The organism is Vibrio rarus (genome assembly GCF_024347075.1).
Lineage (GTDB): Bacteria > Pseudomonadota > Gammaproteobacteria > Enterobacterales > Vibrionaceae > Vibrio > Vibrio rarus.
Genome location: NZ_AP024901.1, coordinates 722979 through 748489, shown reverse-complemented (window position 1 = coordinate 748489; position 25511 = coordinate 722979). Strand labels below are relative to the sequence as shown.

Here is a 25511-nt window from a genome sequence, read left to right as displayed (position 1 = left end):
ACATGCTGGTTTTTTTAGCCGATGAGTGGCAACGGCTGCGTCAAGACAAATGGCTATTGGCATCCATTACTTGGTTGCCAATCTTGATCGCCATTTGTGTGTGGTGGATATTCTCACAAGGTATTGCCCGCTCACTGCCCATAGCGGTGATTGATCACCAACACAGTAAGCTCTCTTATCAATTAACGCATAGTCTCGATGCAAGCGATATGCTGCAAGTAAACACTCACTTTCTATCGGAAGGCGAGGCAAAAAAGGCGTTAATCGGCAGTGATATTTATGCTTATATGATCATCCCAAAGCATTTTGACCGAGATATTTTATTATCGAATCCCCCGCAAGTAAGCGTGTTTTATAACAGCCAATATATATTAGTGGGAAAGCTGATTAACTCGGCTATTGTGCGCGCTATAGGGACCTTTGATGCGCAAATTGAAACCTTAAAGCATTTATCGTTAGGTGGGCAAACGGTGAAAAGCGCTCTTGGACAGTCAGTGACAGTGCGCAATCAGATCACGCCTTTATTTAACAGCAATAGTAACTATGCCCAATTTTTGGTTTCAGCCATTGTGCCTGCTATTTGGCAAATTGTGATTGTGGTCGGCACCATACTCACCTTAGCGTTACATAAACGGCAAGGATTGATGCAACACTGGCCAGAGCAAGGAGTCTTGCGTTGCCTAGTGAATACATTATCGTGTTATATCCCCATTTATCTCATTTTAGGGATGGGCTTTTTAGCTTGGTTTTATCTCTATTTAGATTGGCCGATGCAAGGAGGATTTGGCGTGTTGATTGTGGCGCAACTCGCGACAATCATTGCCTGTATGTTGGTGGGATGTCTCTTTTTCTTTATTACCTTTGATGCGGCCAGAGCCTTGAGCTTTGCCGGTGCATTTACCGCCCCAGGATTTGCCTTTATGGGGATCACTTTTCCGGTGACGGATATGAACACTCTAGCGCAGTTTTGGCGCAGCTTATTGCCGATTAGCCATTATATTGAAGCACAAGTTAGTCAAGTGTCTTACGGCGCTGCTACTTGGCAAACCCTTGAGCATCTTATTCCTATGCTGGGTTATTTATTACTGCTATTGGTGCTGGCAAAATTAGCCAATAAAAAGATACAAGGTGCGTCCAATGAACTGGCGTGAGATTTTTAAGCAAGAGCTAAAAGCTATTTTAACTAACCCGGTGGTAGTGCTTACTATCTTTGGTGGGGTTATATTCTATTCATTTTTATATCCGTTACCTTATGCCAATCAAAAACCAAACGAGCAACATATTACGGTAGTTAATTTGGATAAAAGCAAAGTCAGCTATGATCTTGAGCGCATGGTGGATGCCACATCCCAAATTCATATTACGCAAACCGCGCACAGTATTAACCAGGCAAAACAGCAGTTTTTAGATGGTGAAGTTAGCGGTATTTTAGTTATTCCTGAACACTTCTATCGTGATCTACTGTTAGGAAAAAGCCCAACGCTCGCATTTGCAGGGGATGCGTCGTATTTCCTGGTCTATGGCACAATAGTTGAAGGACTTGCTAGAGCAGGAGGTACATTAGCGGCAAAAGCTAAAGTGGCACGCTTGGTTATGGAAGGTGAGCCACTGGTAACAGCAGCAAGCCATTACAGCTCAATAAGCCTGAACATGAAACCTACCTTTAATGCCTCTGGTGGCTATGTCAATTACGTTGTTCCTGCCGTGTTTGTGTTAATACTACAGCAAACATTAGTCATGGGTGTCGGCATAGTTGGAGCCACGATCGCCAAAAGAGAGTCTTATGCTCGTTTACTGGCAAGAGTGGTCTGTTTTAGTGGCTTTTATTATGTATTAAGCGCCTATTATTTTGGTTGGAGTTTTAATTTTTACTCTGTATCTCGCTTAGCGCATCCGCTACAACTGTTTATATTCGCCACACCTTTTTTGCTCTCAGCTAGCATGATAGGGCTGTTATTGGGCATGGTCGTTCCTAGAAGAGAACTGGTCACTGTGATTGTATTAATGAGCTCTATGCCATTGGTATTTAGCGCTGGCTTTATATGGCCATTAGAAGCCATCCCTGAGCCCATTGTGTGGCTATCTAATCTATTTCCTAGCACACCAGCCATTCAAGGCTTTTTACAGCTAAACCAAATGGGGGCGGATTTTTCTCAAGTTACCCCTCAATATTTTACGTTACTTGCACAGGTGTTTGGTTGGGCCTGTGTGGTGTTTTGGGTGAGAAGAAGGCAAGACCTTGTTAGTGAAAAAAGTAAATGCAGTTCAGTTCCCCTTGCAGACAACAGCTAGGATGAAAAATAGACGCCCTTATTTTTGTTAAATACATAGGATATCACGGCTATATGCGGTCTATTCGATATCTACTGGTTGCATATAAAGCCTTGTAAAGTAAGGTAAATACGCTAGGTTAAAGCCTTTTATTACCTTTAAAATCAGAACTTGGAAATTTATTAATAAAGGTCGGACAATGAGCCGTTGGTTACGAAACTTCATCCTAGTTACCGTTATTTTATGCGCAAGTATTTTGTCTATTTACAAGATTCATCCCGATCTTTTTAGTACAAGCTCAGATGACAGCACGTCTTACCGAACCGAATCCGTTTCCATAGGAGATATTAGCCTGAATGTCAGCGCAACAGGGACTCTTGCCGCGGTCAATGATGTGGTGGTTGGGGCTCAACTTTCGGGGCAAGTGGTTAAGGTTTATGCCGATTTTAATGACAGTGTTGAACAAGGGCAATTGCTCGCAAAAATTGACCCTGCCTCTTTTGCATCAAAAGTGGCGCAGGCCCAAGCCTTGGCTGATAAGAGTAAAGCAGATGTAGCCGCACAGCGTTTTCAAATCGAGCGCTCAAAACTGAATTATGAGCGCTCAATAAGAGAATTACAGCGAGCAAAAGGGCTTTATTCTAGTCAAAATGTCTCTGAAGATGCCATAGACGATCTACAAACTCAGAGCAGTCAAAATAAGCTTGATTGGCAGCAAAGTCTTGTTCAATTAGACATTCTTAAAGCAACGTTGGCGGCCAACCTAGCCAGTTTAGAACAAGCGCAAATTGAGCTCAATCGCACCGATATTAGAGCCCCAATTAGCGGATTTGTGATAAACCGAGAAATCGAAGCGGGACAAACGGTCGCTTCAAGCTATAACACTCCCGAACTTTTTACTTTAGCGAAAAACCTTTCAGAAATGGAAATTGAAGCGTACATAGATGAATCTGACATAGGTTTAGTTAAAGAGGGGCAAGGGGTTCGATTTGGTGTGGATGCGTTTGCTGATCGTCAATTTAAAGGTGTAGTGAAGCAAATCCGAAAAGCGCCACAAAATAATTCCGGGGTGGTGAGCTATGTTGTTGTCATTGCAACTAATAACCCTAATGGCATCCTACTGCCGGGTATGACGGCGAATCTAGACGTTGCGATTCAAAAAATGGAACATGTGCAAAGGGTAAGTAATGCCGCAATTCGTGTTGCTAGTCGTTATTCAGTCTCTGGTGATAATAAAAACAAAGGGCCCCTATCTCGTTTAAAATACCTCAATTTAACACCTGATCAAGTACAACAAATAAAGCAAGGTTTGCCTAAAACAGCAGGCAAGCCTTCAGCGAATGCTAAAAAGCAGACACAGCAAATACTGAAAAAATTGTTATCTGAAGTGCTGACGACAGAGCAGAAAAAACTGCAACAACAAATACGTAAAGGTACGGTGAAAATGGGACCTCTTCTGGTGCTTCGTGATGGCAATATGACCTCAATACAGGCGCAATTTGGCGTGTCCGATGACAAATACACCGCAGTCATCACTCCCGATTTATCTAATGAAACCATCGTTACTCAGTTTAGGGAGAATAAGTAATGAGCGCCGCCATTACTTGCCATCAAATTAGCCATAGCTTTCCCATAGGAGAAGAGCGCTTTCAAGTTCTACATGAGGTTAATTTCTCTATACAACAAGGGGAAATGGTGGCGATTATGGGGCCTTCTGGTTCTGGAAAGTCTACGTTGATGAATATGATTGGCTGTTTAATGACCCCAGAATCAGGGGCAATAGAGATACTTGGTCAAGCCACTGACCGTTTAAATAGAAACGAGCTTGCTGACATTCGTCGCGATCACATTGGCTTTGTATTTCAACAGTTCAACTTACTGTCACGAACCTCGGCTCTTGATAACGTTAAAATGCCCTTAATGTATTTAGATGATGTGGTTAGCCATGCGGATCAAAGGGCAAAAGAGTGTTTAGAGTTGGTTGGGCTTGGGGATAAACTTCACTCTCATCCTAATCAATTATCTGGTGGTCAACAGCAGCGCGTTGCCATTGCCAGATCGTTAATTAATCAGCCTGATATTTTATTAGCCGATGAGCCCACAGGCGCCCTCGACAGTAAAACAGGCAATGAAATCATGACCTTGTTTCATCGACTCAACCAGCAAGGACAAACCATCATTATTATCACTCATGATAGTGAAGTGGCCGCTCAAGCTCGTCGGACATTACACATAAGAGATGGTGAGTTGATTGAGGTCGCAGTAGCGACACCTGTTGATTTAGCTCAGGAGCAAAGAGCATGATTTTATTAAAAACGGCTCTGCTCTCTCTTAAGCGAAATATGCTGCGCTCTATTTTAACTACGCTGGGTATCATCATTGGCATCAGTGCCGTGATTATCATGTTTGCGTTAGGAGAGGGGGCGCAACGTCAAGTTGAGCAACAAATCGAGAGTTTAGGGACCAACCTTCTTATGGTGCGTACAGGATCGATTCGTGCGGCGGGCGCGGCACAAGCGACGGGAGCCACCAATAAGCTGAATATGAGTGATGTATTAACCATCAAAAATGAAATTCCTGAAATCATGGCAGTAGGGGCTTCAGTTAACAGTCAAGCACAAGTGGTGTGGGGCAATCAAAACTGGAACACGTCTATTCAGGGCACCAACGCTGATTATTTAGTTGCCGCAAACTGGCAGATCACCCAAGGACGAGCCTTTGATGAGCGTGAGGTGAAAAGCAGCGCTAAGGTTGCCTTAATTGGCCATACCGTCGCAAAAGAGTTATTTGGTAGCGTAGATGGGGCTCTGGGCGAGATGGTTCGCATCAACAAAGTGCCGTTGCACATAGTGGGTGTTTTGGGGGCAAAAGGTCAGGACATGAAAGGTCAAGATCAGGATGATGTGTTAATCGTTCCCTTAACCACGGCTAATCGCCGTATATTGGGACGCAGTGCCGGTAAGGTGGACGAAATAAAGAGAATGACGGTATCTGTGGAGAAGCAAAGTGATATGGATTTTGTCGCAGAAGAGATAGAGCGTTTACTCATTCAAAAGCACAGAGTGCCATCTTATCAACCGAGTCCATTTAATATTAGAAACTTAACGGCCATGTTAAATACAAGAGCGCAAGCCAATAAAGTATTTTCATTGTTATTATCGGGCGTGGCTGGCGTGTCGCTTTTAGTTGGTGGTATTGGGGTGATGAACATTATGTTAGTGAGCGTCACCGAGCGCACTAGAGAGATTGGTCTGCGCATGGCAGTAGGAGCAAAGCCTAAAAATATTTTGTGGCAATTTCTTATTGAAAGCGTGCTGTTATGCTTATTAGGTGCATTGCTGGGGGTGGCGATTTCCATGCTAACAATTGGTATTTTACAATACGGGTTAGGCTGGCAACTTATTGTATCGCCCTTAATTATTCTCATCAGTATCTCGGCGACCGCACTTATCGGTATTGGGTTTGGTTTTTACCCAGCCTATAAAGCTTCGCAACTTGACCCAATAGAAGCATTACGCCATGAGTAGCTGGGCTTAGTGTATTCAATTTAAATTATATTGATATGCTCGAGTAATCATTATAACATTTTGTTTTTATTGATTTTTTAGTATTTTAATTAGGTGTAAAGATGACAAGATTTTCGGAATATAAAGTGGTTCATATTGTGGAAGGGGGTTGTGGCACCATTTTACTAGGTGCCAGTGGTTTGCCTATACAGCGTATGGAAGCGGAGCTGAACAAATATGCACAAGACGGTTGGCAAGTGGTGTTTCAATTCGTTGAGCAAAAACGCTTTATGTTGTTTTGGACGCGTGAGGCTGTCATCGTCACTCTCGGTCGCTAAGTTTGCTTAAGTCTCTCTCATTAAAGCTGATCCACCGCTACCAGGCTAGTGGTGGTTCAAAACAGCTATTGAATATTGAATGTAATTTTGAGCCTACTTGCTCAGAATACACAAAACAGTGCATTGCAAAGTACGGGGCTCTAAAAGGTTGGAAATTGGGTTTGGCGCGAATAAAACGGTGTAATCAACCTGATTTGGTAGAGAAAATCCATGATGAGGTGCCGTAATGCGCTTATTTGAAACAATTGAACAGCTAGAGCAAAAAGAAGAGCAGTTGAGAAAACAGGTGAAGTTATTACCTGAAAGCCAAAAAAAAGAATTTTACCGTAGTCAGTCCCAGCAACTTAAAGATCCTGACACCTACGCCACGCTGAACTGGTTTTTTCTTGGCGGTATTCATCATTGTTATTTAGGCAAATATGCGTTATTTATTTTGGAGTTAGTGTTGCTAATAACTAGCTTAATTGGCCTTGCGCTCAGTTACTCAATTGCCCTTATTATCCTAGCACTGCTGATCATCTATGAGTTACCGCAGTTATTCTTTGCACAAAAGATAGCAAGGCAACACAATTATAAATTATCTTGTAAGATCTTTAACGAGATAAGCAGACGCTAGAGTTCTAGTGAGTTAATCCGTGAGTTACTGAGTTAATCTGCCACCCATTGTTAATCTCCTATTAAGCATACCGATAGGTATTTTTATTCCATCATCGAACAATTTGTTGCTTGTGAAGAGAAAAAGGCGCAAAGAGGGACGGTTTACTAGAAATGAGTGTGGGAAACTTAAAAAATAAGCATGTTTACTCTACCAAGGAGCTAGTTGGTATCAATCTTCAATAAAATACGTACTACAGGGGCATTAACCGTGCTTCAGATGCTGACAACATTTAGAAAAATGTCGTCGTCGTTTTTCTAAATGCTCACAATAGGAGGTCAGCTCTTCTAGTGTCCCGACGGGGCCATGGAATAAATGGCCAAACTCTACTATCAGTTTCAGCCACGTCTCTTGAGAAAGGTTCATTTTTTCAAGAAGTGACGGATGAGCTTCATCCAAACTGCCTCGCTTATCATCTCGAATAATCCGTCCGGTTTCATTCACTAAACTGAGATAATCAGATAATGAAAAGTGAATCCCTTTATCTTGATGTTGCTGCTCATTTCCGACAAAGGGTAACAAGGTTTTAGGTTGCTCACCTTTTATTGCAGCTCGTATGCGCAGTTGAATGCTGGTGTGGTTTGATTGCTCAACCGTTGTGGCCATTTTCGCTCTAATGGGGTTTAAATCCACGTAGGCCATGCAGGTTAATAGAGCCGTCTCATCAAGTAGGGCTTGTGATTTAAAGCGCCCCTCCCAAAAGCGGCCAGTGCAGTTATCTTCTTGATTTGCTTGCCGCGCTATAGGCTCATTCAAACAACGCATAAACCAACTAATGTCACACAAGCGGCTACGGTAAGTGGCGATGGCGTGTTTGAGTTGGGGGAGTTCAAACGCTTCGACTAGGTCACCTTGGACAAATTTATGCGTTAAGGCATCGCCTTTAAAACACTTATGCCACTGCTCAAGGACTTCTTTATCACTCCAATTGTTCGCTTTATCGATATCAATGCGTAACACCACATGTAAATGGTTGGACATTATGGCAAAAGCGGCCACATCAATGGCAAATACGGTGGCTAGTTTGGTCAGCAGTGCCTCAACCCAACCTCGGCGATGGTCGTAGTTTTTACCAGAATATGAATCGTGACCACAGAGGAAAGCACGCCTGACAACACGGCTACAACAGTGGTAGTAGGGCGTATCTTCAATACTAATTTGAGTTCTGCGAGGGCATGGCATAAACGTACTCCAGCATTGGTGACTGAAATGAGTTTAGTTGAGGATAGGGGTTCTTGCTATTTACTATGGGTGGCTTGGTTGGGGGGGGCTGAGGCGATGGTTCGCCTCAGTGAATTTTTTGTGATTATTTGGCGAAGTTGATAAATGGGAAGCATTTTAAGAAGCCATTATCAGCACAGTTGATCAAGCCAACTTGTACGCCTTCAATGTTTCTTGTGTGGTTAAAGATGCCCACTTGCACTTTAGATTGTTTAGATAGGCTCACGATACCGATGTCTGCTGTGGTATTGCCGTCTGAGATATTCGCAATAGAGAAGTTAACACCATTTACATTGTGAGTGATGTTGGCTGCACCTAAGTTAACACCGGTTGTTTGACCTGTGTTCCAGTTGAACCAACCCCAAGACAAACCTTTCATTTCTTTGTTTACTTTGTTGGCACCAAACATCAAGTTGAAGTTTAAACCCGTAGTGCGGTCGGTTTCAGACATACCGATGAGGGATACATCTACCCCTTTTACTTCCGATACTTTACCGTGCAGCAATGACAGTCTTAGGCCTTTAACTGCGTTATCGTTTGGCGCATTCATGTCGATGGTTGAAAACATAACGGGCGCTTGTGCACAAGCAAATGAAGAAGCCATGACCGATGCGAGTGCTGCTACGACGAGACGTTTTTTCATAATGAATGTATCCTAGGGTTATAAATAAAGTGATAAATCCATCATAGTCGTGTAAACGATTTGATATAACTGACAAAAATGGAAATTTATCTTGAGTGGTATTTATAAATTAGAGGGAGGATATTTCTCTCCCTCTAGTTTAGGTAAAGCGTAAAGGCTTATGAGCGGTTGATAGGCGGGGGTTAAACGTTAATTGCCTATAGGGATTTTGCGTGGAGGTTAGTCTTTTTAAGCTCTATTGCTCGTTCGAACAGTTCAGTGAGATGGCTTTGATGGCTGACCATTAATAGGGTGCTGTGCGGTAATAATGTGCGTAATTCTTTAATAAGCAAATAGGCGGTAGGCTCGTCAAGGTTACTGGTGGCCTCATCAAGAATGAGCAATTCGGGTTTTAAAACCAATGCACGAGCAAGGGCTATTTTTTGTTGCTCACCACCGGAGAGGGTCAACTGCCATTCAGTTTCAATATCTAATTCTGTCAATAGTGACGGTAAACCAACGAACTTAAGGGCGGTGTGATAAAGGGCGTCATCTGTTGTCGGTGCTTGCGGATAACTTAAACACTCCCGTAGTGTGCTTTTGGGCAGATATGGCTTTTGTGGTAGCAGTAGTACATTGTTGCTGTCGGTTTGATACTGTCCATCATAAAAAGGCCAAATCCCCGCTAATGTGCGCAATAGTGTCGACTTTCCAAGGCCACTTGCTCCTTTAATTAACAAGGATTCACCACCGCTCATTTGTAAATTAACATCTGATAGTAAGGTTTGGCCGTTCGGTTTTTGTATAGTCAATTCTTGACAGGTTAAACCTAGGCTTTGTGCTTTGTTTGATGTTACATGAGCACTTGAATTTGTATGTTGCTGTGACAGTAATTCACACTTGTCCATAGCTTCGATAAATTGAGTTAATCGGACGACAGTGGCACTCCATCTCGTTAAATCATCGTAACGGAAGATAAACCAGCTTAAGGATCTATAAACGCGCATAAAAGCCATTCTGACCTGAAATAGCCCACCAACAGTGATAGCGCCTGCCATTAGCGCAGGAATAGCAGCAAAGTAAGGCACCATAGCGGCAATTTGATGGTAAGTGTTTACTACCAAGCCCAGCTTTTTCTCACGACCCATGAGGGATTTCCAGTTACTGGCGATATTGTCATAGGTTGAATCGAGTTGCTGTTTCTCCCGTTGTTGTCCATTCATTAGGGCTATTTGCTCTGCACTGTCACGGCTACGTAGTAGTTTCGCTCTAAAGTTAGCCTCTCGTTTTTGCTGTTGGTAATACAGTCTATGCAGTTTATGACCAAAGAAGTGAGTGACGCCTGCGCCGAGAATAGAATAGATAATTGCTAGCCATAATAGGTACCCTGATACTTTAATATCGTCAAATAAAGGCAGTAGGAAATTGCTGGAAAGATTCCATAAGATCACACTAAATGCGCTTAAGGTCGCAACACTTTTTATGAGTCCTAAAATCAGAGTTAGCGTATCGGTGGTGAGCAGTTTAATGTCTTCTGCAATACGTTGATCTGGGTTATCCGGTTCTTCGGTGAGTGTTAATCGATAAAAGTTTTGATGATTGAGCCAGCGACTGACCAGGCGTTCTGTTAATGAGGTACGCCAACGTATTTCTACCCATTGCTGTAGCCATTTGCCATAGACTTTCATAACCACAATAATTGCGACTATAGCAATAAACTTAATTAATAAATCATAAATTAAAGGCCCTTCCAACGCAGCTAAAGCATCAAAAAACTCTTTATTCCATACATTAAGCTCCACCATCACTTGCACTAACAATAAAGATAGAGCCACAGTGGCAGCAAAAAGTAGCCAAGAGATGAGGCTAGCGCGGCTCAGCCAATAGGGTTTAGCAATAGCGAAAAATTGTTTAAGGATTGACATACATTCCCTGATAGGACGAAAGCACATACAGCGCTATAGCTGTATGTGCTTATGTGAATAAGAGTTATTGTTCTACGCGTTCTTCTGGCACCAAAGAGGCATCTATCCAGTTCTCTGTAGTGAGAATTTGCTGAGCAACAGCGTTGATCTGCTGTGGTGTGACGCCATCGACCCAAGCTAAGAAGTCGCTTGCTGAGGTTAAGCTATCGCCATATTGCGCCGCATCTTTTAGGTAATTTAACCGTTGTCTATCGGAGATATTGTCCTCAGCTAGAGCATTTTTGGTTTGCATAACGACTTCTGAAAGCTCTTTTTCTGAGACGCCATTGAGCAGTATATTATCCAGTACGGCGGTCGCTTTGCTTTTTAGTTCAGTGACTCGCATAGGATCATGACTGTAACTGAGCATGCCAAAGGCTTGATTGCGATCGCGATCAAGTTGAATGCCAAAGCGCACCGAGTAGACCCCACCAGCCGCTTCGCGCAAAGACTCTCGGAGGCGGTTAGAAATAATCCGGCTCAATAAATAAGCTTTATCGTCTAGCTCAGTGCTATAGGTCACATCTTGGTTAAAAATCAAAGAGGTAATGCCAAGAGGCTCTTTCCCTGCAGCAATGGCGATATCATGCTTACCGCCTGCTAAAGGAGGCAGGGCTTTAGCCGCATAAGCGGTCGTTGTCGGCAGTGATCCTATATAGCGCTGGGCCAAATGGATGATGTCGTCAGCTTGAGCGTTACCCACAAAAATAATTTGGTGGTTTTTGGCGCTAGCAAACAGTTGCTGCCATGCGTTAAGTAAATCGGTGGCTTGAATAGAATCAAGCTGCTGCTTAGTTAAGCTTAATCGTTCAGGATTGTTCACGTAACGCACCGCATCGATAGCCGAATTAAACTGCCCGTTGGAGCTGATCTTTCGGTTTTCTATACCTCGCGCCATCAGTAGCTTTGATGTGTGCCAAATATCCTCATCAATTTGTGGTTGAGTGATTTGTAAGTAAAGGTTTTGCAACCAATTTTCCAGTGATTTGCTATCGGATGTGCCAATAAACCCATGGCTGTTTTGGTTGATAAATGAGTTGATTCTATTAGGGTACGGGGCGTTGAGGATCGCGAGTTGATCGCTGGTGAACCCGCCATAGCCAAATTTACTCATTTGACGCAGTTGTAATGCGCTATGACGCATTGCTGCAGGCAAGTGCTGGCTTCCCCCCAACCTCGATAATCGATGCGCAGTTGGTTGTTTGTTTCATCGCTGTATTCAAACCATACTTGGGTACCATTGGCTAACGTCCAAATGTTGACCCCTTCTTTTACCTCGTGATCCACAATGTTCGCTGCCGGTGGTATGTGTGACATGAGTGGTTTGTTGACATTCACCGCCGCTACTGCTGCAGGAGGGTTGGCTTTGGCCTGATCCCAAGCGTGTTGCAGTTGCTCTGTTGTCGGCAAGTTAGCTTGATGGTCTTGCTTTACTTGAGCAATAATTAATGGATTAAGGGTGACAACTAGCTTTTGCCAGTGAGCGTTGACTTCCGCTAGAGTAATACTATTGGCAAGGGCGTCGACGATGGGTGCCTGTTGCTTAGCATCCACAAACGGTGATTGTGAGCGCAGGCGATTAAAAGTGGACATTAACTCACGACGATTGGTGGTGTCGATAAGTGAATCGGCCATTTGTTGATAACGGCTAATGATATTTTGACGCACCGCGGTTAGGTCATCTTCAGCAAATCCATGGGCAGAAAAACGACTGAGCTGAGCAAAAGCCTCTTCGGCACTGGCAAGGTAATTGTTACTACTGAGCACGACCATTAAGCGGTTATTGCGATAGTGCGTGGCCATTGGACGGCTCATTAGCATCATTTTACTGATGTTTTCTGTTTCCACATGATATTGCTCACGTAAGCGTTTGTTGAGCACTTGCATGGTAATATCGTTGAGCAGTTTATCTCTTAACTCTGCTTGAGTGGTTGGCGTGGCTTGCGCTTCTCTAAAGTTAAATGACAGCACTTCTGTGGTAATTTCATTATCCGCGATGACTTCCAAGCGCAGCGTATTGTCCAAAGGTACGGTGAGATCAGGGCGAGGAGGCAGTGGTTGTGCTGGGAGCGGTGCAAAGTAGCGATTTAGCATTTTTTCTACTTCTTGCTGGGTTGCTGCCCCTACCACAATCAAAGTCATGTTATTTGGGTGATACCAATCATGCCAAAATGCTTGTATACGGCTTGCATCCACGTGACGTACTAACTCCATATCCCCAATAGGCTCACGATCACCAAAGCGACTTCCGCTGAGCAGAATTTGTCGATTGGCTTTACCTAAGCGCGCCATCATACTTAAACCCGCACGCCACTCTTCTTCAACAACTGGGCGCTCTCGTTCTAGTTCTCCTTGCTCAAATACAACGGCGCTAGCTTGTTGGGCCAGCATATTAAAGCCTTCATTGAGCATGTGTGGGGAGTTATTAGGCAGGTGCAAGAAGTAGGAGGTGGTGTAGTACTCGGTCATCGCATTGACATCACGGCCAAACACCATACCGAGTGCTTGTTGGTGCTCGATAAGCGTATTGGCAGGGAATTGCTGTGTACCATTAAAGGCCATATGTTCGACCAAATGAGCAATGCCTTTTTGGTCTTCAGCTTCATCTAAAGAGCCAGCATGAACGACCAGTTGTAATGATACTCGGTTTTTCGGGCGATCATTTTCAATTAAGATATAACGCATGCCGTTATCCAGTTCACCTTGAATCATATCTTGGCGCACGGGTAGGGGAGTATCGTTCACTGTGGGATTAATCTGTTGGCAACCAGTTATTGCGATACAGACTAAAATTAAAAACGGTATATATTTCATAAGATAATGGCGCTTTTAACAGCGCCGATCCTTGGTAATGAATGGCTCAATAGAGATATAGTGGACAGTTATGGATTAATTGCGCAGGTTGACGTTTAACCAAACTTGTCGACCGGAGTTGTAATGTTCATTAGGGACAGAAATGCCGGCTTGTGCACCCGATATGGACGTCACCTTCTGTGTATTCAGTACATTGGTGACGCTCAAACCTAAAATAAGGTGGTCATCTAATTGGGGAGGAGTCCAGTTGACGGCCATATCCCATGTGATTAATTCATCCAGTTTCGTGCTCTCTAGCGTCTTAACAGTTTCATTATTACCCTCAATGTCTACGGAGGTGACGCCCGTGTAGCTCGTGGCCTTTTTACCCTGTTGATAGTTCACCCTGTTATTTAAAACTACCCCAGCATTTGCCCAAAACATATTGAGATCTAATGTACTTTTTAGTGGTGATTGGTAGCCACTGACATCCATTTCGCTATAACGCACTAGCTCACCATCGAGCATTACCCATTCATCTTGATAACCACTTCCTAAGTCATTGCCTTGATCGTATGTGATCCCTAAATCGCCATGACCACGACGGTAGTTATAGGCAATTTTCCAATTGGCACTAAAGTAACCCCCCGCTAACTGATATGGCCGTTTAGTGGCAACATCAAAGCTCACAATTTGGTTTTCACTTTGTATATTGTTATGCAAAGTGGCATCGTCATCAGTGTAGGTAATGCCATCGCGTTGCATACGGTAAATATAGGTGGTGTTAAGAGCAAAATTGTTGATATCAATGGCCCATGAAGCACTCAGTTCATCAGCGTAGGGTACGTCCGCATCACTTAAAACTAAGCTGCTTGGATCAGTGGTACTTGCACAATCAAGGTTACTTTGGTCTAAATTACTCCAATCACCATCGATGGCAGTACAGGTTCTCGATGTTGACGTATATTTCCCTTGCTCAGCCTTGAGTGCCCAGCCTAATAGATTGCCACTGTAGTAGCGGTTGGCACCTAGGGTCACTCGGTTGGTGCTCGCCAAGTCAAAATCCCAACTGGCGGTAAAGCGGGGTGAGAATACGGTACTATCAAATACGCTCATATGATCGATACGACCACCCATATAGACACCTAAGCGATCCCATTGCATTTTACTGTCTGCAAATAGGCCATATTGCTGCGCGTCAGCACTATAGTTAGCCGCGTTATAACGGGTTAATGAGGAAATGGAAGCGTTACCGAACATGTCTAAATACTGATAGGCCACATGTTCATCAGGGCGATCAACGCTAGCTTGCTGGTGGCTCAGTTCAACCCCAAAGCTTGGTTGGATCTCAATGGCCCCGGTGAAAATAGGATCAAAATAGAAAGCCGATTTATATTGATAGGAGTCTTGTGTTTGCTTTAAATTGCCGTAACTCCCTTGGTTATAACTGTGAATTCCATTGGCGTCTATGGTCATAAATACCGCAAAGTAATCCGTATCAGCTTCACGTTCATCAATGAGGTGGTCATAGGAGAAAGAGTTACTCCAGTGGCCATTGGCCATGGTGTAATCCACCTTAAATGTGCCACCTAAGCCAGTATGGGAGTTAACGGTTTCACTACCTTGCTGAAACGCACCATCAGGGCTGTTGGTATCGTTTAAAAAGTTATGGCTTGTGTGCCCGGCATAACGTAAATCTGTGGTGGTAAGCCATGATCCCGACTCCCAGATATGGGTAATAAACAAGTTATCCATACTCTGATCCACATCTTTGTCATTAGCTAGAGGGATTTCTGATACTTGTTTACTGACGTTAATGGCCAGTTTTTGCGTGTCGCTAATGGCGCCACCCATATGCAGTGAGTGCATTCGTTTTTGGTAGTTAGGCTGATATTCACCTGAACCATCAATAGGCGTACCGTAACCATCTTGGAAGTTGTCGCCAACTTTTTGCGACGCATTCCAATCACTATCATTCATGCGATAGTTATAATCGATAACAAACTCATCGGTGGGTTTGCGGATATGCGCATCTATCACTCCCCCAGTAAAGCCACCGTATTCTGCGCCAATGTTATGATCCAACACGTCGACACTATCAATTAAGTTGGTGTCAACAAAATACCCTGCGGTGTGCCCAGAAGAGAGGTCGTTTGCCGTATTGCTGTTACCGTCAGCAAAAGTGGTGGTGTTGTTTACGCCAACCCCATTAATGGTGTATTTAGTCTGGTGGGGTCTGGCACCGGATAAAGAAATTTCTTCAGGCTTTAAATCCCCCCCCTGCATGGCGTTTTGCGCATCATTAATACCCACTCTCGGCTCATGTTTGAGCGCTTCAGATAAGGTGGGATTGTCTTTGGCGCTTTGCTCTAGATCGAGACGATCAACGGTCAGTGCTGTGCCGGTGACAGTGATCACTTCGTGATCGCTGTTTTGTGGTGTGTTCGGTACCTGATCGGCTGCTACATAGCCACCATATAAAGCGCTGATAATCCCTAAAGAAAGTGGGGTTATTTTGTTATGACAATCCATATATTTTACAACTTCTATTACTGAAAGAGTGATCGGTTATGATGTGCGCACTAAATAGAGTATTAGCCTATCTAGTAAATGATTATGCGAATTACTATCATTTGCATACCTATCATCCACAAATAGAAAACCAGCGCAAGCAATTATTCGTTTTTTGTATGCTAAGGCCATGAATTCATTTGTTTTTGTTATGTTTTCTTGCTGGAGTAGTGTGGTTTGAGTGAAAATTGGTCACATGAGAGTGCCGCATAGCAGTGATTAAGGGGGGTGGTGGTTTATAAATAAGGAATAGCCTAATCAGTTAGGCTGATCAGTGAGTTACGATTATGGATAAAACAAGCATGAGGTGAACGGTGCACATAATGTGATGCACCGATTCTATTTAAACGCAGAAGTGGTGTGATTAAGAGTTGGCGCACTGGCCTGTGTAACCGCAGTTTTGCGATGATTGAGGCGCCAGTACGAAGAGATCCCCTTGCCACATTCGGAAATCAAAGCACCATTTAGCAAATTCTTCGCGTTTAGGTTTAACGATATCCATCTTTACACAATGTTCTTTACAAAATCTTTCCCAGTTAAGAGGTTCTAAAAAATGTTTAGGGTCGGTTTCTGTTAAATATGTTTCAATAAATAAATGACGTTTTTGAGCTTCTTGTTGTTGGGATTGGCTTAAAAGTAAAAATCGTTTTGAGGTATAGGCCATAGAGTGGGTCTGCTGTTAATGAATTCCTGATCAGAATACTGGTGTCGCTAAGGGAAGGGCAATTTTTTCCGTTAAATTAAGCGTTATATCGTGACGCACCATACACTAAAATGAAATGTGTTTTTAGCAATTAGTTTCATGTTATTAACATTTGCTTACATTTAGAAGGGGTGCGCACCCCTTCTATTATTATGGACGATTCGCTGTTTTTACGACGGAGATCCCTCATTATTTGTTGTCACATCGAGTGTTGCTAAGGTGTGATCCCCCATTTTAAATAGCTTTTCTAAGACACGTTCACCATCGGCCCGTAGACCGTCATGCTCATATTCATTGGTTATCCAAGCTTGAGAATTTGCAATATGATTTAATGTATTACAACTAAAGGCCATTTCTACAAACATATCATCAGCGTATACCGCACAACTTAATGGGACAGTATTATTGGCTAAGATCTCTGCGTCATATAAAGGTCCCCAATCGTCTTTTTGCGCTAAAATATTGGCCGCTTCTGCCAGTGGCATAAGGTTTGTATATTGGCTAAATAGCCATGGAAACGTCATTTCGCCAGTAAAATAAAAGTCTTTGTCTGCTTGATAATTAAAGTGACTGTGTTGCTGACGCACGCGATGGGCACTCCACTGAGATGAAAAACCTTGGCAATAAATTGATTCATGCAAAATGGCATAGATAGGGTGGGTTTGAAATGCCTGCTCAGCCAGCATAGCGTTAAGAAATTCATAACGAAGTTGCTCTTTGCCATTTACGTTAATAAAGGCATTTTCAAGTTGATAGTAAGTAGGTAAAAAAGTATTGCTTACCCCAAAGTTAATACCAATTTGTTGGAACTGTTCTACGGTAAATCGTTGCCCGTTAGGGAGTAACTCTTCGTTATTGAGTAAGTGATTAGCAATTTTTTGGCACTGTTGTTGCGCCGTAGGAAATTGTCTAAAGAACGCCTTGTTTTTTTGTAATGTACGCTTAAATGTGGCTTGGTAAACATCATCAATATGGGCGTCAATGGAAGGGATCCCGCCGGTGACATAGCATTGCAATAGGCTACTTGGAAATAACGATAAATAGGTGAGTGTGCAAAACCCGCCATAACTTTGTCCAAGCGTTGCCCATTGCTTAATTCCCATGGCTTGGCGAATGATTTCCGCATCTCGTACTATGCTATCGGCGCGAAAGTGACTGAGATACTTGGCTTGTTCAGGGGCGCTCAAATGAGCTAGGGTTTGGTGATTAATCACCGTGCTGTGACCGGTACCGCGCTGATCTAATAATAGAACGCGGTAGCGTTTTAATGCTGCATTAAGCCACCCACTGTGACCACCTGCTCTTGGTGAGGGGAATCCAGGACCACCTTGGAAAAAGAGTAACCAAGGTTTAGTGGTGTGTTCATCCCCCGCAAGGGTCATTTCTCTGGCGAAAATAGAGATGTGTGGTGATTGCGGGTTGCTATGGTCCAGTGGTGCTTGAAAGGTATGGCTTTTATAGATGCAGCCATCATGGATAAAATTTGGTGCCAGCATGGTCTTTCCTTGAGAAGAATAGTCAATGTACCCTACTGATATAAAAGAGTTTTGCCAAGTAATACCCAAGGTTGTGAGTTTTAGATCCTTCTCGCGGAGTGCAGAAACCGTTCACAGAACATGATAAAATCCGCCGATGATAATTTTTATGAGTAAGTGATGGGTATGTCTTGCCTAGCAAATTCGGTTGTTGTTCTTGATTTTGAAACCACAGGTCTCTCACCCAATATGGGCGATAGAGCCATAGAGATAGGTGCGGTAAAGTTAGTTGACGGTATGGTTGTGGATACATTTCAGCAATTGATGAACCCAGGTTTTAGGGTGAGTGCTTTTATTGAAAGTTATACGGGTATTTCTAATCACATGCTCAGTGATGCACCAAGTTGCCAAGAGGTGATGGGGGAGTTTGCTCAGTTTATTGAAGGGTGCAATTTGGTGGCGCACAATGCGTCATTTGATAAGCGCTTTTTGGATGCAGAATTCTCCGCTATTGGTGCTAATTATACAGGGCAATTTGCCTGTTCTATGTTAATTGCACGGCGCTTATTTCAACAAGCCCCAACCCATAAGTTAGGTGATTTGGTGCGATATACGCGCATTGAACACGACGGTGTTTTTCACCGTGCATTAGCAGATTCAGAAATGACCGCTAAATTATGGATGGTGATGTTACAAGAGTTAAGTCAGCATGGCATCCATAACCCGCAATTTTCATTTATGCAGCGATTGTCTAAAACCAGTAAGAATGCGCTACGCCCCTTATTTGATAAATATGCCAGCCGTTAATCTTTAATACTAATCGTACTAAATAACTGATCATTCTAGCTTGTTAAAATACTCGATAACTGCGTTAGAATTTTTGATTGTAGAATAACTACTTATCGAAAAATTCCGCCTTGTTTTCGAGCATTTTTCCTGCGCTATTTCTGACCACTTACTTAGTGTGATTGGTATAATCTTCTTTATTACAAACGCTCATCTTGCTTCTCTTTGCTGTCTTTAAACATCTCTTTTTAGTGGTCACTTTACAGTGTAAATGGGCCCTAAATTAGGGGATGAGGTAACTACGATAACTATCTTTTAATATTTCATTATTTAGTTATGTAAATCAGATGTTTACTATACTTGAAAATGCAACCGTGTTTGGTTGGCCGTTACCGTATCGTGGGAGAGTAAATGAAATCTGCAAAAAAACAGTATGCAGTGATTGGTTTAGGACGTTTTGGCTTGTCTGTTTGCCAAGAGTTAAGCCATGCGGGCGCTCAAGTATTGGCCATTGATATTGATGAAGAGCGAGTTAAAAGTGCCATCGCATTTTCGAGCGACGTTATCGTAGCAAACTGCACACAAGAAGATACAGTGGCAGAGTTGAAGTTGGATGAATACGATATGGTGATGGTCGCCATAGGCAGCAATATTAACGCGAGTATTTTAACGACATTAGTGCTTAAAGAAGCCCATTGTAAAACCGTATGGGTAAAGGCTAACGATAAATTCCATGCGCGAATCTTAAGTAAAGTGGGTGCCGACCGCGTCATCATGCCAGAAAAAGAAATGGGGATTCGCATTGCCAATCAAATGATTGATCGACGAGTTAAAGACTTTCATCCGCTAGGCAGTGGTTTGGCTTTAACCGAAGTGGTCATTAGCTCCGCCATGCAGGGACAATCCTTATCGCAAATGGCTTTGTGCCGAGAAAAAGGAGTGACGGTCATTGCACTAAAAAGAGGCCCAGAGATCATATCGTCTCCTAGCTTTGATAAAACACTGGAGATGGGAGATGTCATTTTTATTGTTGGACCTGAGGTTGAGCTTGCTCAAAAATTACGCTCATTATGATACCTAGAATTCACCAAAGCCGTGTTTATGCCCTAGGTGCCGAGAAAAAAGGGCAACAAGGAGGGGAGCCAAGGATCATAGTGGCGAGCTTTTTGATGATACTTTTTCCTGCAGCGATATTGCTCACCTTACCTGTTTTCTCTGTTTCAGGGTTATCTATGACCGATGCCTTGTTTACTGCCACTTCAGCCATCAGTGTTACGGGCTTAGGTGTGGTGGATACCGGTCAACATTTTACGTTAAGTGGGCAAATACTGTTGATGCTATTGATGCAGATTGGTGGTCTAGGGCAGATGACACTTTCGGCAGTGTTGCTGTATATGTTTGGCGTCCGCCTCTCATTACAGCAGCAAGCTCTCGCTAGAGAAGCATTAGGGCAAGACCGTAGGATAAACCTTAAAAAGCTGGTAAAGAAAATCATTATCTTTGCTTTGGCAGCAGAGTTTGTGGGTTTTTTAGTGTTGAGTTATCGCTGGGTACCGGATATGGGCTGGAGTAGTGGAATGTATTATGCGTTATTTCATTCCATCTCCGCGTTTAACAATGCTGGCTTCTCTTTGTTTTCAGATAGTATGGTTCATTTTGTTGGTGATCCTATTGTAATTAGTAGCTTAGCGGCCTTGTTTATTCTCGGCGGTTTAGGCTTTACTGTGGTGGGTGATGTTTCCATCAACTTACACCGTGGATTTAGGCATCTGCAATTGCATTCTAAAATTATGCTCATAGGTACGCCGATATTGTTGCTGGTGGGCACGGTTATGTTTTGGCTATTGGAAAGACAAAATATGGCGACGTTGGGGCATTTATCCACCTCACAGCAGTGGTTAGCGGCTTTTTTTCAATCCGCCACGGCTCGTACCGCCGGTTTTAATAGTATTGATCTTTCTGAACTGTCTTCGGCTGCCATGCTCTTTATGATGCTACTTATGTTGATTGGCGCAGGCTCTACATCAACAGGGGGAGGGATTAAAGTCTCCACGTTTGTGGTGGCAGCAATGGCAACATGGAGTTTTTTACGGCAGAAGAAATATGTGGTGCTGTTTCGCCGAACGATCAGTACGCAAACCATTACTCGCTCATTGGCCATTATTGTGGTGAGTGGTATTTTGTTATTTTTAGCTATGTTTGCCCTTATGATCACCGAACAAGCGCCATTTAAAGTGATTATTTTTGAAACGATCTCAGCGTTTGCTACTGTGGGGGTCAGTGCTGGCTTAACGGCACACTTATCAGAGCCAGGAAAGTTAATTATGATCGTGGTGATGATTATTGGGCGTATTGGTCCGCTGACTTTAGCTTATATGTTAGCAAGGCCAGAGAAGACTCTGGTTAGATACCCAGATGAACCAGTATTTACTGGATAGCAATTTTCCTGCGCTATTTCTGATCATTTACTTAGTGTGATTGGTACTATCAGGCAGAGAATATAAGCTAAAAGCGCGCCACTGTGCTGATTGACAGGTGATAGCACACCTCTGTATGAGTGCAGTGGCGATAATTATGACGGTACTGAGCGAACTGTCGTACACTTGCCCCATTACCCCAATTAATGGCATCAGCCAATATCAATTATGAACCACTTTTCTTTGTCACCGATCCCTGTTGGGGTTCGTTTTATGCTTTTGTCTGCGGTCGGCTTTGCATTGATGTCGGCGTGTGTGAAATACATCAGCAATTATGGGATCCCCGTATTTGAAATTGTGGCAGCCAGAGCGCTGGTTTCTTTGATCATCAGTTATATCGATGTGAAACGTAAGCGAATCTCAGTGTGGGGCAATAATAAATCGCTGTTGTTGTTACGCGGTGTAGTAGGCACGTGTGCCTTGATGTGTGTCTATTATGCGGTGACGACTTTACCCTTAGCAGAAGCCACCATTTTGCAGTATGTTCACCCTATTTCAACAGCGCTATTGGGGCTACTGTTCCTTAAAGAGCGTATTCAGCGATCTACTATGATTTGCATTGCCTTTTGTTTGCTTGGTTTGCTGATTATGGTTCAGCCGGGCATAGCAGACGGCGCACAACACTTACCTCCTTTTAGTATCATGATTGCGTTATGCGGCGCTTTTGGTAGTTCTATCGCTTATATCATTGTGCGAAAACTTAGCCAAACAGAAGACAGCTCGGTCATTATTTTTTATTTCCCGCTGGTGGCGTTGCCGGTGTCCAGCTTACTTATTTGGCATGATTTTGTGTGGCCCAGTGCATTTATCACTTTGATTTTGGTTTTGGTTGGTGTTTTCACGCAAATAGGCCAATACGGATTAACTAGGGCGATGCAAACACAAGATGCTGGCAAAGCGTCGGCGTATTCTTATGTGCAGATTGTTTTTTCTGCATTGCTAGGAGTGTGGGTGTTCAATGAAATACCGTCTATGTGGACATATATTGGCGGTAGCTTAATTGTGACGGGTGCATTGATTAATGTGGTTGGTAATCGCAAACGCAGTGATACCAATTGTACTAAATAATGGGTCATTCTAGCGTGGTATCGAGCATTTTTACTGCGCTACTTCTGATCACTTACTGAGTGTGATTAATGGTATGAGTCGTTGATCCACTGAGATGTAAGGTTCTGAGAACTAGGCCCTAAATTGTGTAGGGCCTAGTCATGTTACTTAATCAATCCAAATGCTTGTGGTAATGCAAGGCTGATTGCTGGGACAAAGGTGATGAGAAGGAGTGTCATAATCAATACTGCACAAAATGGCAGTATGGATCGGATAACACTCTCAATTCTGGCACCACTGACACTACAACCGACAAATAGCGCTGTACCCACCGGCGGTGTGGCAATACCAATACACAAGTTAAAAATCATCATCATGGCAAAGTGCACCGGATGCATACCCAGTTGAGTGGCAATCGGCATGAAGATAGGGGTGAAAATCAATACCGCTGGGGTTAAATCCATAAACATGCCTACAATCAATAAGATTATGTTCATTAGGATAAAGATAGCGATAGGGTTATCAGAAATCGACAGCATCCACTCACTGATCATACTTGGTAGGCCAGTAAAGGCCATAGCCCAAGACATAATGGTAGACGCCCCAATTAAAAACAGCATGATGCCGGTAATTTCAGCGGTTTCCACACAGATCATTCGCAACTCTTTGCTACCTAACGTTCGATAACAAAGGGATAAGATAAACGAGTACAGCACCGCAATACATGCCCCTTCCGTTGCAGTAAAGATACCGCCAATGATGCCGCCAATAACGACGACAACTAAACCCATACTTGGGACTGCGCGCCAAGTGATGACTAATTTTTCACGTAAAGTCAGTGATTGTGGTGCACTTTTATAGCCCTTGCGTTTGGCAATGATATACGCCACTACCATACAGCTAAGGCCCATTAAAATTCCCGGCACGTATCCGGCAATGAATAGGGCTGCAATGGAGGTGCCACCACTTACAACAGAGAATACAATCAATGAGTTACTAGGTGGAATAAGCAAACCTGCCGGGCAAGAAGCCACGTTAACCGCAGTGGAGTAAGACTTGTCATAGCCTTCTTTTTCTAGCTCCGGCTCTAAGGTTTTACCTACGGCTGCAGCGGCGGCTACCGCTGAGCCTGATACAGAACCAAACAGCATGTTTGCCAGTACGTTTACATGAGAAAGGGCTCCTGGGAAACGTCCCACTAATAATTTAGCAAACTGAACCAACCGATTGGCGATGCCACCACGGTTCATAATATTGCCAGCTAATATAAAGAAGGGGATGGCGAGTAAACTAAAACTGTCTATCCCGGTGACGATTTTCTGACCTGCGGTCATAAAAGCGACATTGCTTGGCAGAATGGATAGCATGATCACCAGTGAAGACATGGCGATGGCTACCGCAATAGGAATGCTAAATGCAATTAACAATAGAAACAGGCACAGCAGCCAAAATCCAATAGAAATATCCATACTATTTGCCCTCGCTTACAGACTTGTTAGGGGTAAATACCTCAACAGTATTGAGGGCAAGATAAATTAACATCAGAGTGCCTGATATGGGCAATATGCAGTAAACGTATGCCATAGGTATTTGTAAAGCTGGAGAGAATTGGGTCATGGTGCGACTCATCAATAGCACTCCACCTTTTAGCATCGCCATACTGATAAACGAAGCGGAAACTAAGTTAATAAGTAAATGCACGTATTTACGATGTGGTGTTTTAATGGCATTACTAAAGAGGGTTATCGCCAGATGGCCATTTTTACCAAAGAGATAACTGGCACCAGCAAGACCAAACCAAATCATAAGGTATCGAGCTAATTCGTCGGTAAATGAGCTCGGATCGTTGAGTACATAGCGACTAAAAACCTGCCAAGTGACCGTTATTACAAGAGTGACTATGGCAAAACCGCAAAAGGTAAGCACCGCTTTGTCTAACAAGGTTTTAAACTGACGTAAAAATGAGTACATCTTTCCTCCACGTCAAGAACAGCAAAATCAAAAAATAAGCCCTCCAAGAGGGAGGGCAAACACTATTAAAAGAGGTCTTAATTACATACCTTCAATGGCATCGATATAAGGTTTCAGTGCCGCATCTTTTTTCGCACCTTCAATCATAGGTAGTACTTTTTCACGGAATTTGCTGGTATCCACTTCAATGAAAGTTACCCCAGACTCTTTAGCAATTTTCATGTTTTTCGCGTCAGTTGCAGCCCAGATCTTGAACTCTTCTTCCATAGATTCTGTGGCAGCTTCTTTAACAATTTTTTGTTGCTCAGGGCTTAGACTTCCCCATGTAGACTCGGAGATCATGATCAGATCCGGTGTCATCATGTGTTGGTCCATGGCATAAAATTTAGCCACTTCAGAGTGCTTCATTTCCACCAGGCTTGAAATGTTGTTCTCAGCCGCATCAATGACCCCTTGTTGCAGTGCGGTATACACTTCAGTAAATGGTACCGGTGTGGCGCGAGCACCAAGAAGACGAATCATTTCCATCATTGTTGGTGATTCAGGTACACGAATTTTGAGACCCGCTAGGTCATCCGGTGAGTGAATAGGTTTAGCACTGTAGAAGCTACGAGAGCCTGAATCGTAAAAAGTGAGACCGATAAAGCCTTTGCCTTTACTCGACATCAGCAGTTTTTCAGCTGAATCGCTACGTAAGAAGGTGTGCATGTGATCCACGTTGCGGAAAAGGTAAGGAATAGAAATGGCTTTATAGGTTGGCTCAAATGATTCGGCTAATGAACCATTAATTTTCGCCATATCCAATGCACCCGTAACCACTTGCTCAGCTTGGTCGCGTTCAGAGCCTAACATGCCATTTGGAAAAATTTTAACGTTGAGATCGCCGCCAGACTTCTCTTTAACTTTGTCAGCAAAAATAACCATACCAGCGTGAGCTGCGCTATCCAAATTCATTGCGTGCCCTAGAGTCAGCGTTTTTGCATTGACGCCAAACGCTGCGAGAACAGAAGCGACTGCAAGTGTTGCAAGAGCTTTCTTCATATCATTGTCCTTACTTTTGTGTGGGTAGTTATTCAAATAAGATGAAAAACCACTCACCCTATAAGCAAGT

The 25511-nt window shown here is 43.3% G+C and carries 23 protein-coding genes; 12 read left to right on the top strand and 11 right to left on the bottom strand.

The annotated features are described in order from the left end of the window. Positions 1 to 2: 2 nt before the first annotated feature. From OCU56_RS16365 to OCU56_RS16330, 8 genes are all read left to right on the top strand, one after another. On the top strand, positions 3 to 1151 hold the full coding sequence (locus tag OCU56_RS16365) for an ABC transporter permease (protein ID WP_261875004.1): 1149 nt from the start codon (positions 3 to 5) through the stop codon (positions 1149 to 1151). Then, entirely contained in the window at positions 1138 to 2292 is a 1155-nt protein-coding gene (locus OCU56_RS16360) for an ABC transporter permease (protein WP_261875003.1), read from the top strand. Before OCU56_RS16365 ends, OCU56_RS16360 begins: the two co-directional genes overlap by 14 nt. Before the next feature lie 178 nt (positions 2293 to 2470). Continuing rightward, a complete protein-coding gene (locus OCU56_RS16355) occupies positions 2471 to 3859 on the top strand; it encodes an efflux RND transporter periplasmic adaptor subunit (RefSeq protein WP_261875002.1) in 1389 nt (462 codons plus the stop codon). Then, on the top strand, positions 3859 to 4575 hold the full coding sequence (locus OCU56_RS16350; RefSeq protein ID WP_261875001.1) for an ABC transporter ATP-binding protein: 717 nt from the start codon (positions 3859 to 3861) through the stop codon (positions 4573 to 4575). Before OCU56_RS16355 ends, OCU56_RS16350 begins: the two co-directional genes overlap by 1 nt. Further along, on the top strand, positions 4572 to 5798 hold the full coding sequence (locus OCU56_RS16345; RefSeq protein WP_261875000.1) for an ABC transporter permease: 1227 nt from the start codon (positions 4572 to 4574) through the stop codon (positions 5796 to 5798). Before OCU56_RS16350 ends, OCU56_RS16345 begins: the two co-directional genes overlap by 4 nt. Positions 5799 to 5899: 101 nt before the next feature. Further along, entirely contained in the window at positions 5900 to 6115 is a 216-nt protein-coding gene (locus OCU56_RS16340) for a DUF4177 domain-containing protein (protein WP_261874999.1), read from the top strand. 2 nt (positions 6116 to 6117) lie between these two features. Continuing rightward, on the top strand, positions 6118 to 6342 hold the full coding sequence (yidD, locus tag OCU56_RS16335) for a membrane protein insertion efficiency factor YidD (protein ID WP_315973185.1): 225 nt from the start codon (positions 6118 to 6120) through the stop codon (positions 6340 to 6342). After that, positions 6342 to 6731, top strand: coding sequence for a TM2 domain-containing protein (locus OCU56_RS16330; protein WP_261874998.1), 390 nt, complete (start codon positions 6342 to 6344; stop codon positions 6729 to 6731). The genes yidD and OCU56_RS16330 overlap by 1 nt, the downstream gene beginning before the upstream one ends. Positions 6732 to 6974: 243 nt before the next feature. On the opposite strand, the gene OCU56_RS16325 is transcribed toward OCU56_RS16330, so the two are convergent. The 8 genes from OCU56_RS16325 to OCU56_RS16290 form a co-directional block, all read right to left on the bottom strand. Then, positions 6975 to 7952 carry a transposase gene (locus tag OCU56_RS16325; protein ID WP_261874997.1) on the bottom strand — a complete coding sequence of 326 codons (978 nt, stop codon included), beginning with the start codon at positions 7950 to 7952 and terminating at the stop codon, positions 6975 to 6977. A gap of 124 nt (positions 7953 to 8076) precedes the next feature. Next, entirely contained in the window at positions 8077 to 8634 is a 558-nt protein-coding gene (locus OCU56_RS16320; protein ID WP_261874996.1) for a VC2662 family protein, read from the bottom strand. A gap of 197 nt (positions 8635 to 8831) precedes the next feature. Beyond that, positions 8832 to 10538 carry an ABC transporter ATP-binding protein/permease gene (locus tag OCU56_RS16315; RefSeq protein ID WP_261874995.1) on the bottom strand — a complete coding sequence of 569 codons (1707 nt, stop codon included), beginning with the start codon at positions 10536 to 10538 and terminating at the stop codon, positions 8832 to 8834. A 64-nt stretch (positions 10539 to 10602) separates the two neighbouring features. Continuing rightward, positions 10603 to 11733 carry a M16 family metallopeptidase gene (locus tag OCU56_RS16310; RefSeq protein WP_261874994.1) on the bottom strand — a complete coding sequence of 377 codons (1131 nt, stop codon included), beginning with the start codon at positions 11731 to 11733 and terminating at the stop codon, positions 10603 to 10605. Continuing rightward, entirely contained in the window at positions 11688 to 13391 is a 1704-nt protein-coding gene (locus OCU56_RS16305) for a M16 family metallopeptidase (RefSeq protein WP_261874993.1), read from the bottom strand. Before OCU56_RS16305 ends, OCU56_RS16310 begins: the two co-directional genes overlap by 46 nt. Positions 13392 to 13466: 75 nt before the next feature. Next, positions 13467 to 15902, bottom strand: coding sequence for a TonB-dependent receptor plug domain-containing protein (locus OCU56_RS16300; RefSeq protein WP_261874992.1), 2436 nt, complete (start codon positions 15900 to 15902; stop codon positions 13467 to 13469). A 403-nt stretch (positions 15903 to 16305) separates the two neighbouring features. Further along, the gene (locus tag OCU56_RS16295) at positions 16306 to 16605 is read right to left on the bottom strand and encodes a hypothetical protein (RefSeq protein WP_261874991.1); all 300 of its coding nucleotides are present in this window, start codon (positions 16603 to 16605) and stop codon (positions 16306 to 16308) included. Positions 16606 to 16814: 209 nt separating this feature from the next. Next, positions 16815 to 18140 (bottom strand): alpha/beta hydrolase, encoded by a 1326-nt coding sequence (locus OCU56_RS16290; protein WP_261874990.1) that lies wholly within the window; start codon positions 18138 to 18140, stop codon positions 16815 to 16817. Between the two features lie 165 nt (positions 18141 to 18305). Here OCU56_RS16290 and OCU56_RS16285 point away from each other — a divergent pair, with 165 nt between their 5' ends. The 4 genes from OCU56_RS16285 (at position 18306) to OCU56_RS16270 (ending at position 22450) form a co-directional block, all read left to right on the top strand. Further along, complete coding sequence (locus tag OCU56_RS16285; protein WP_261874989.1) at positions 18306 to 18926, top strand: 3'-5' exonuclease; 621 nt, start codon at positions 18306 to 18308, stop codon at positions 18924 to 18926. A 390-nt stretch (positions 18927 to 19316) separates the two neighbouring features. Beyond that, positions 19317 to 19979, top strand: coding sequence for a potassium channel family protein (locus OCU56_RS16280; RefSeq protein WP_261874988.1), 663 nt, complete (start codon positions 19317 to 19319; stop codon positions 19977 to 19979). Then, the gene (locus OCU56_RS16275; protein ID WP_261874987.1) at positions 19976 to 21343 is read left to right on the top strand and encodes a TrkH family potassium uptake protein; all 1368 of its coding nucleotides are present in this window, start codon (positions 19976 to 19978) and stop codon (positions 21341 to 21343) included. Before OCU56_RS16280 ends, OCU56_RS16275 begins: the two co-directional genes overlap by 4 nt. A 207-nt stretch (positions 21344 to 21550) precedes the next feature. Then, positions 21551 to 22450, top strand: coding sequence for a DMT family transporter (locus OCU56_RS16270; protein WP_261874986.1), 900 nt, complete (start codon positions 21551 to 21553; stop codon positions 22448 to 22450). 143 nt (positions 22451 to 22593) lie between these two features. On the opposite strand, the gene OCU56_RS16265 is transcribed toward OCU56_RS16270, so the two are convergent. The 3 genes from OCU56_RS16265 to OCU56_RS16255 form a co-directional block, all read right to left on the bottom strand. Continuing rightward, entirely contained in the window at positions 22594 to 23898 is a 1305-nt protein-coding gene (locus OCU56_RS16265) for a TRAP transporter large permease (protein WP_261874985.1), read from the bottom strand. Position 23899: 1 nt separating this feature from the next. Further along, positions 23900 to 24400 (bottom strand): TRAP transporter small permease, encoded by a 501-nt coding sequence (locus OCU56_RS16260; RefSeq protein WP_261874984.1) that lies wholly within the window; start codon positions 24398 to 24400, stop codon positions 23900 to 23902. 81 nt (positions 24401 to 24481) lie between these two features. Beyond that, positions 24482 to 25441: a TRAP transporter substrate-binding protein gene (locus OCU56_RS16255; RefSeq protein ID WP_261874983.1), complete on the bottom strand. Its 960-nt coding sequence runs from the start codon at positions 25439 to 25441 to the stop codon at positions 24482 to 24484. Positions 25442 to 25511 lie beyond the last annotated feature (70 nt).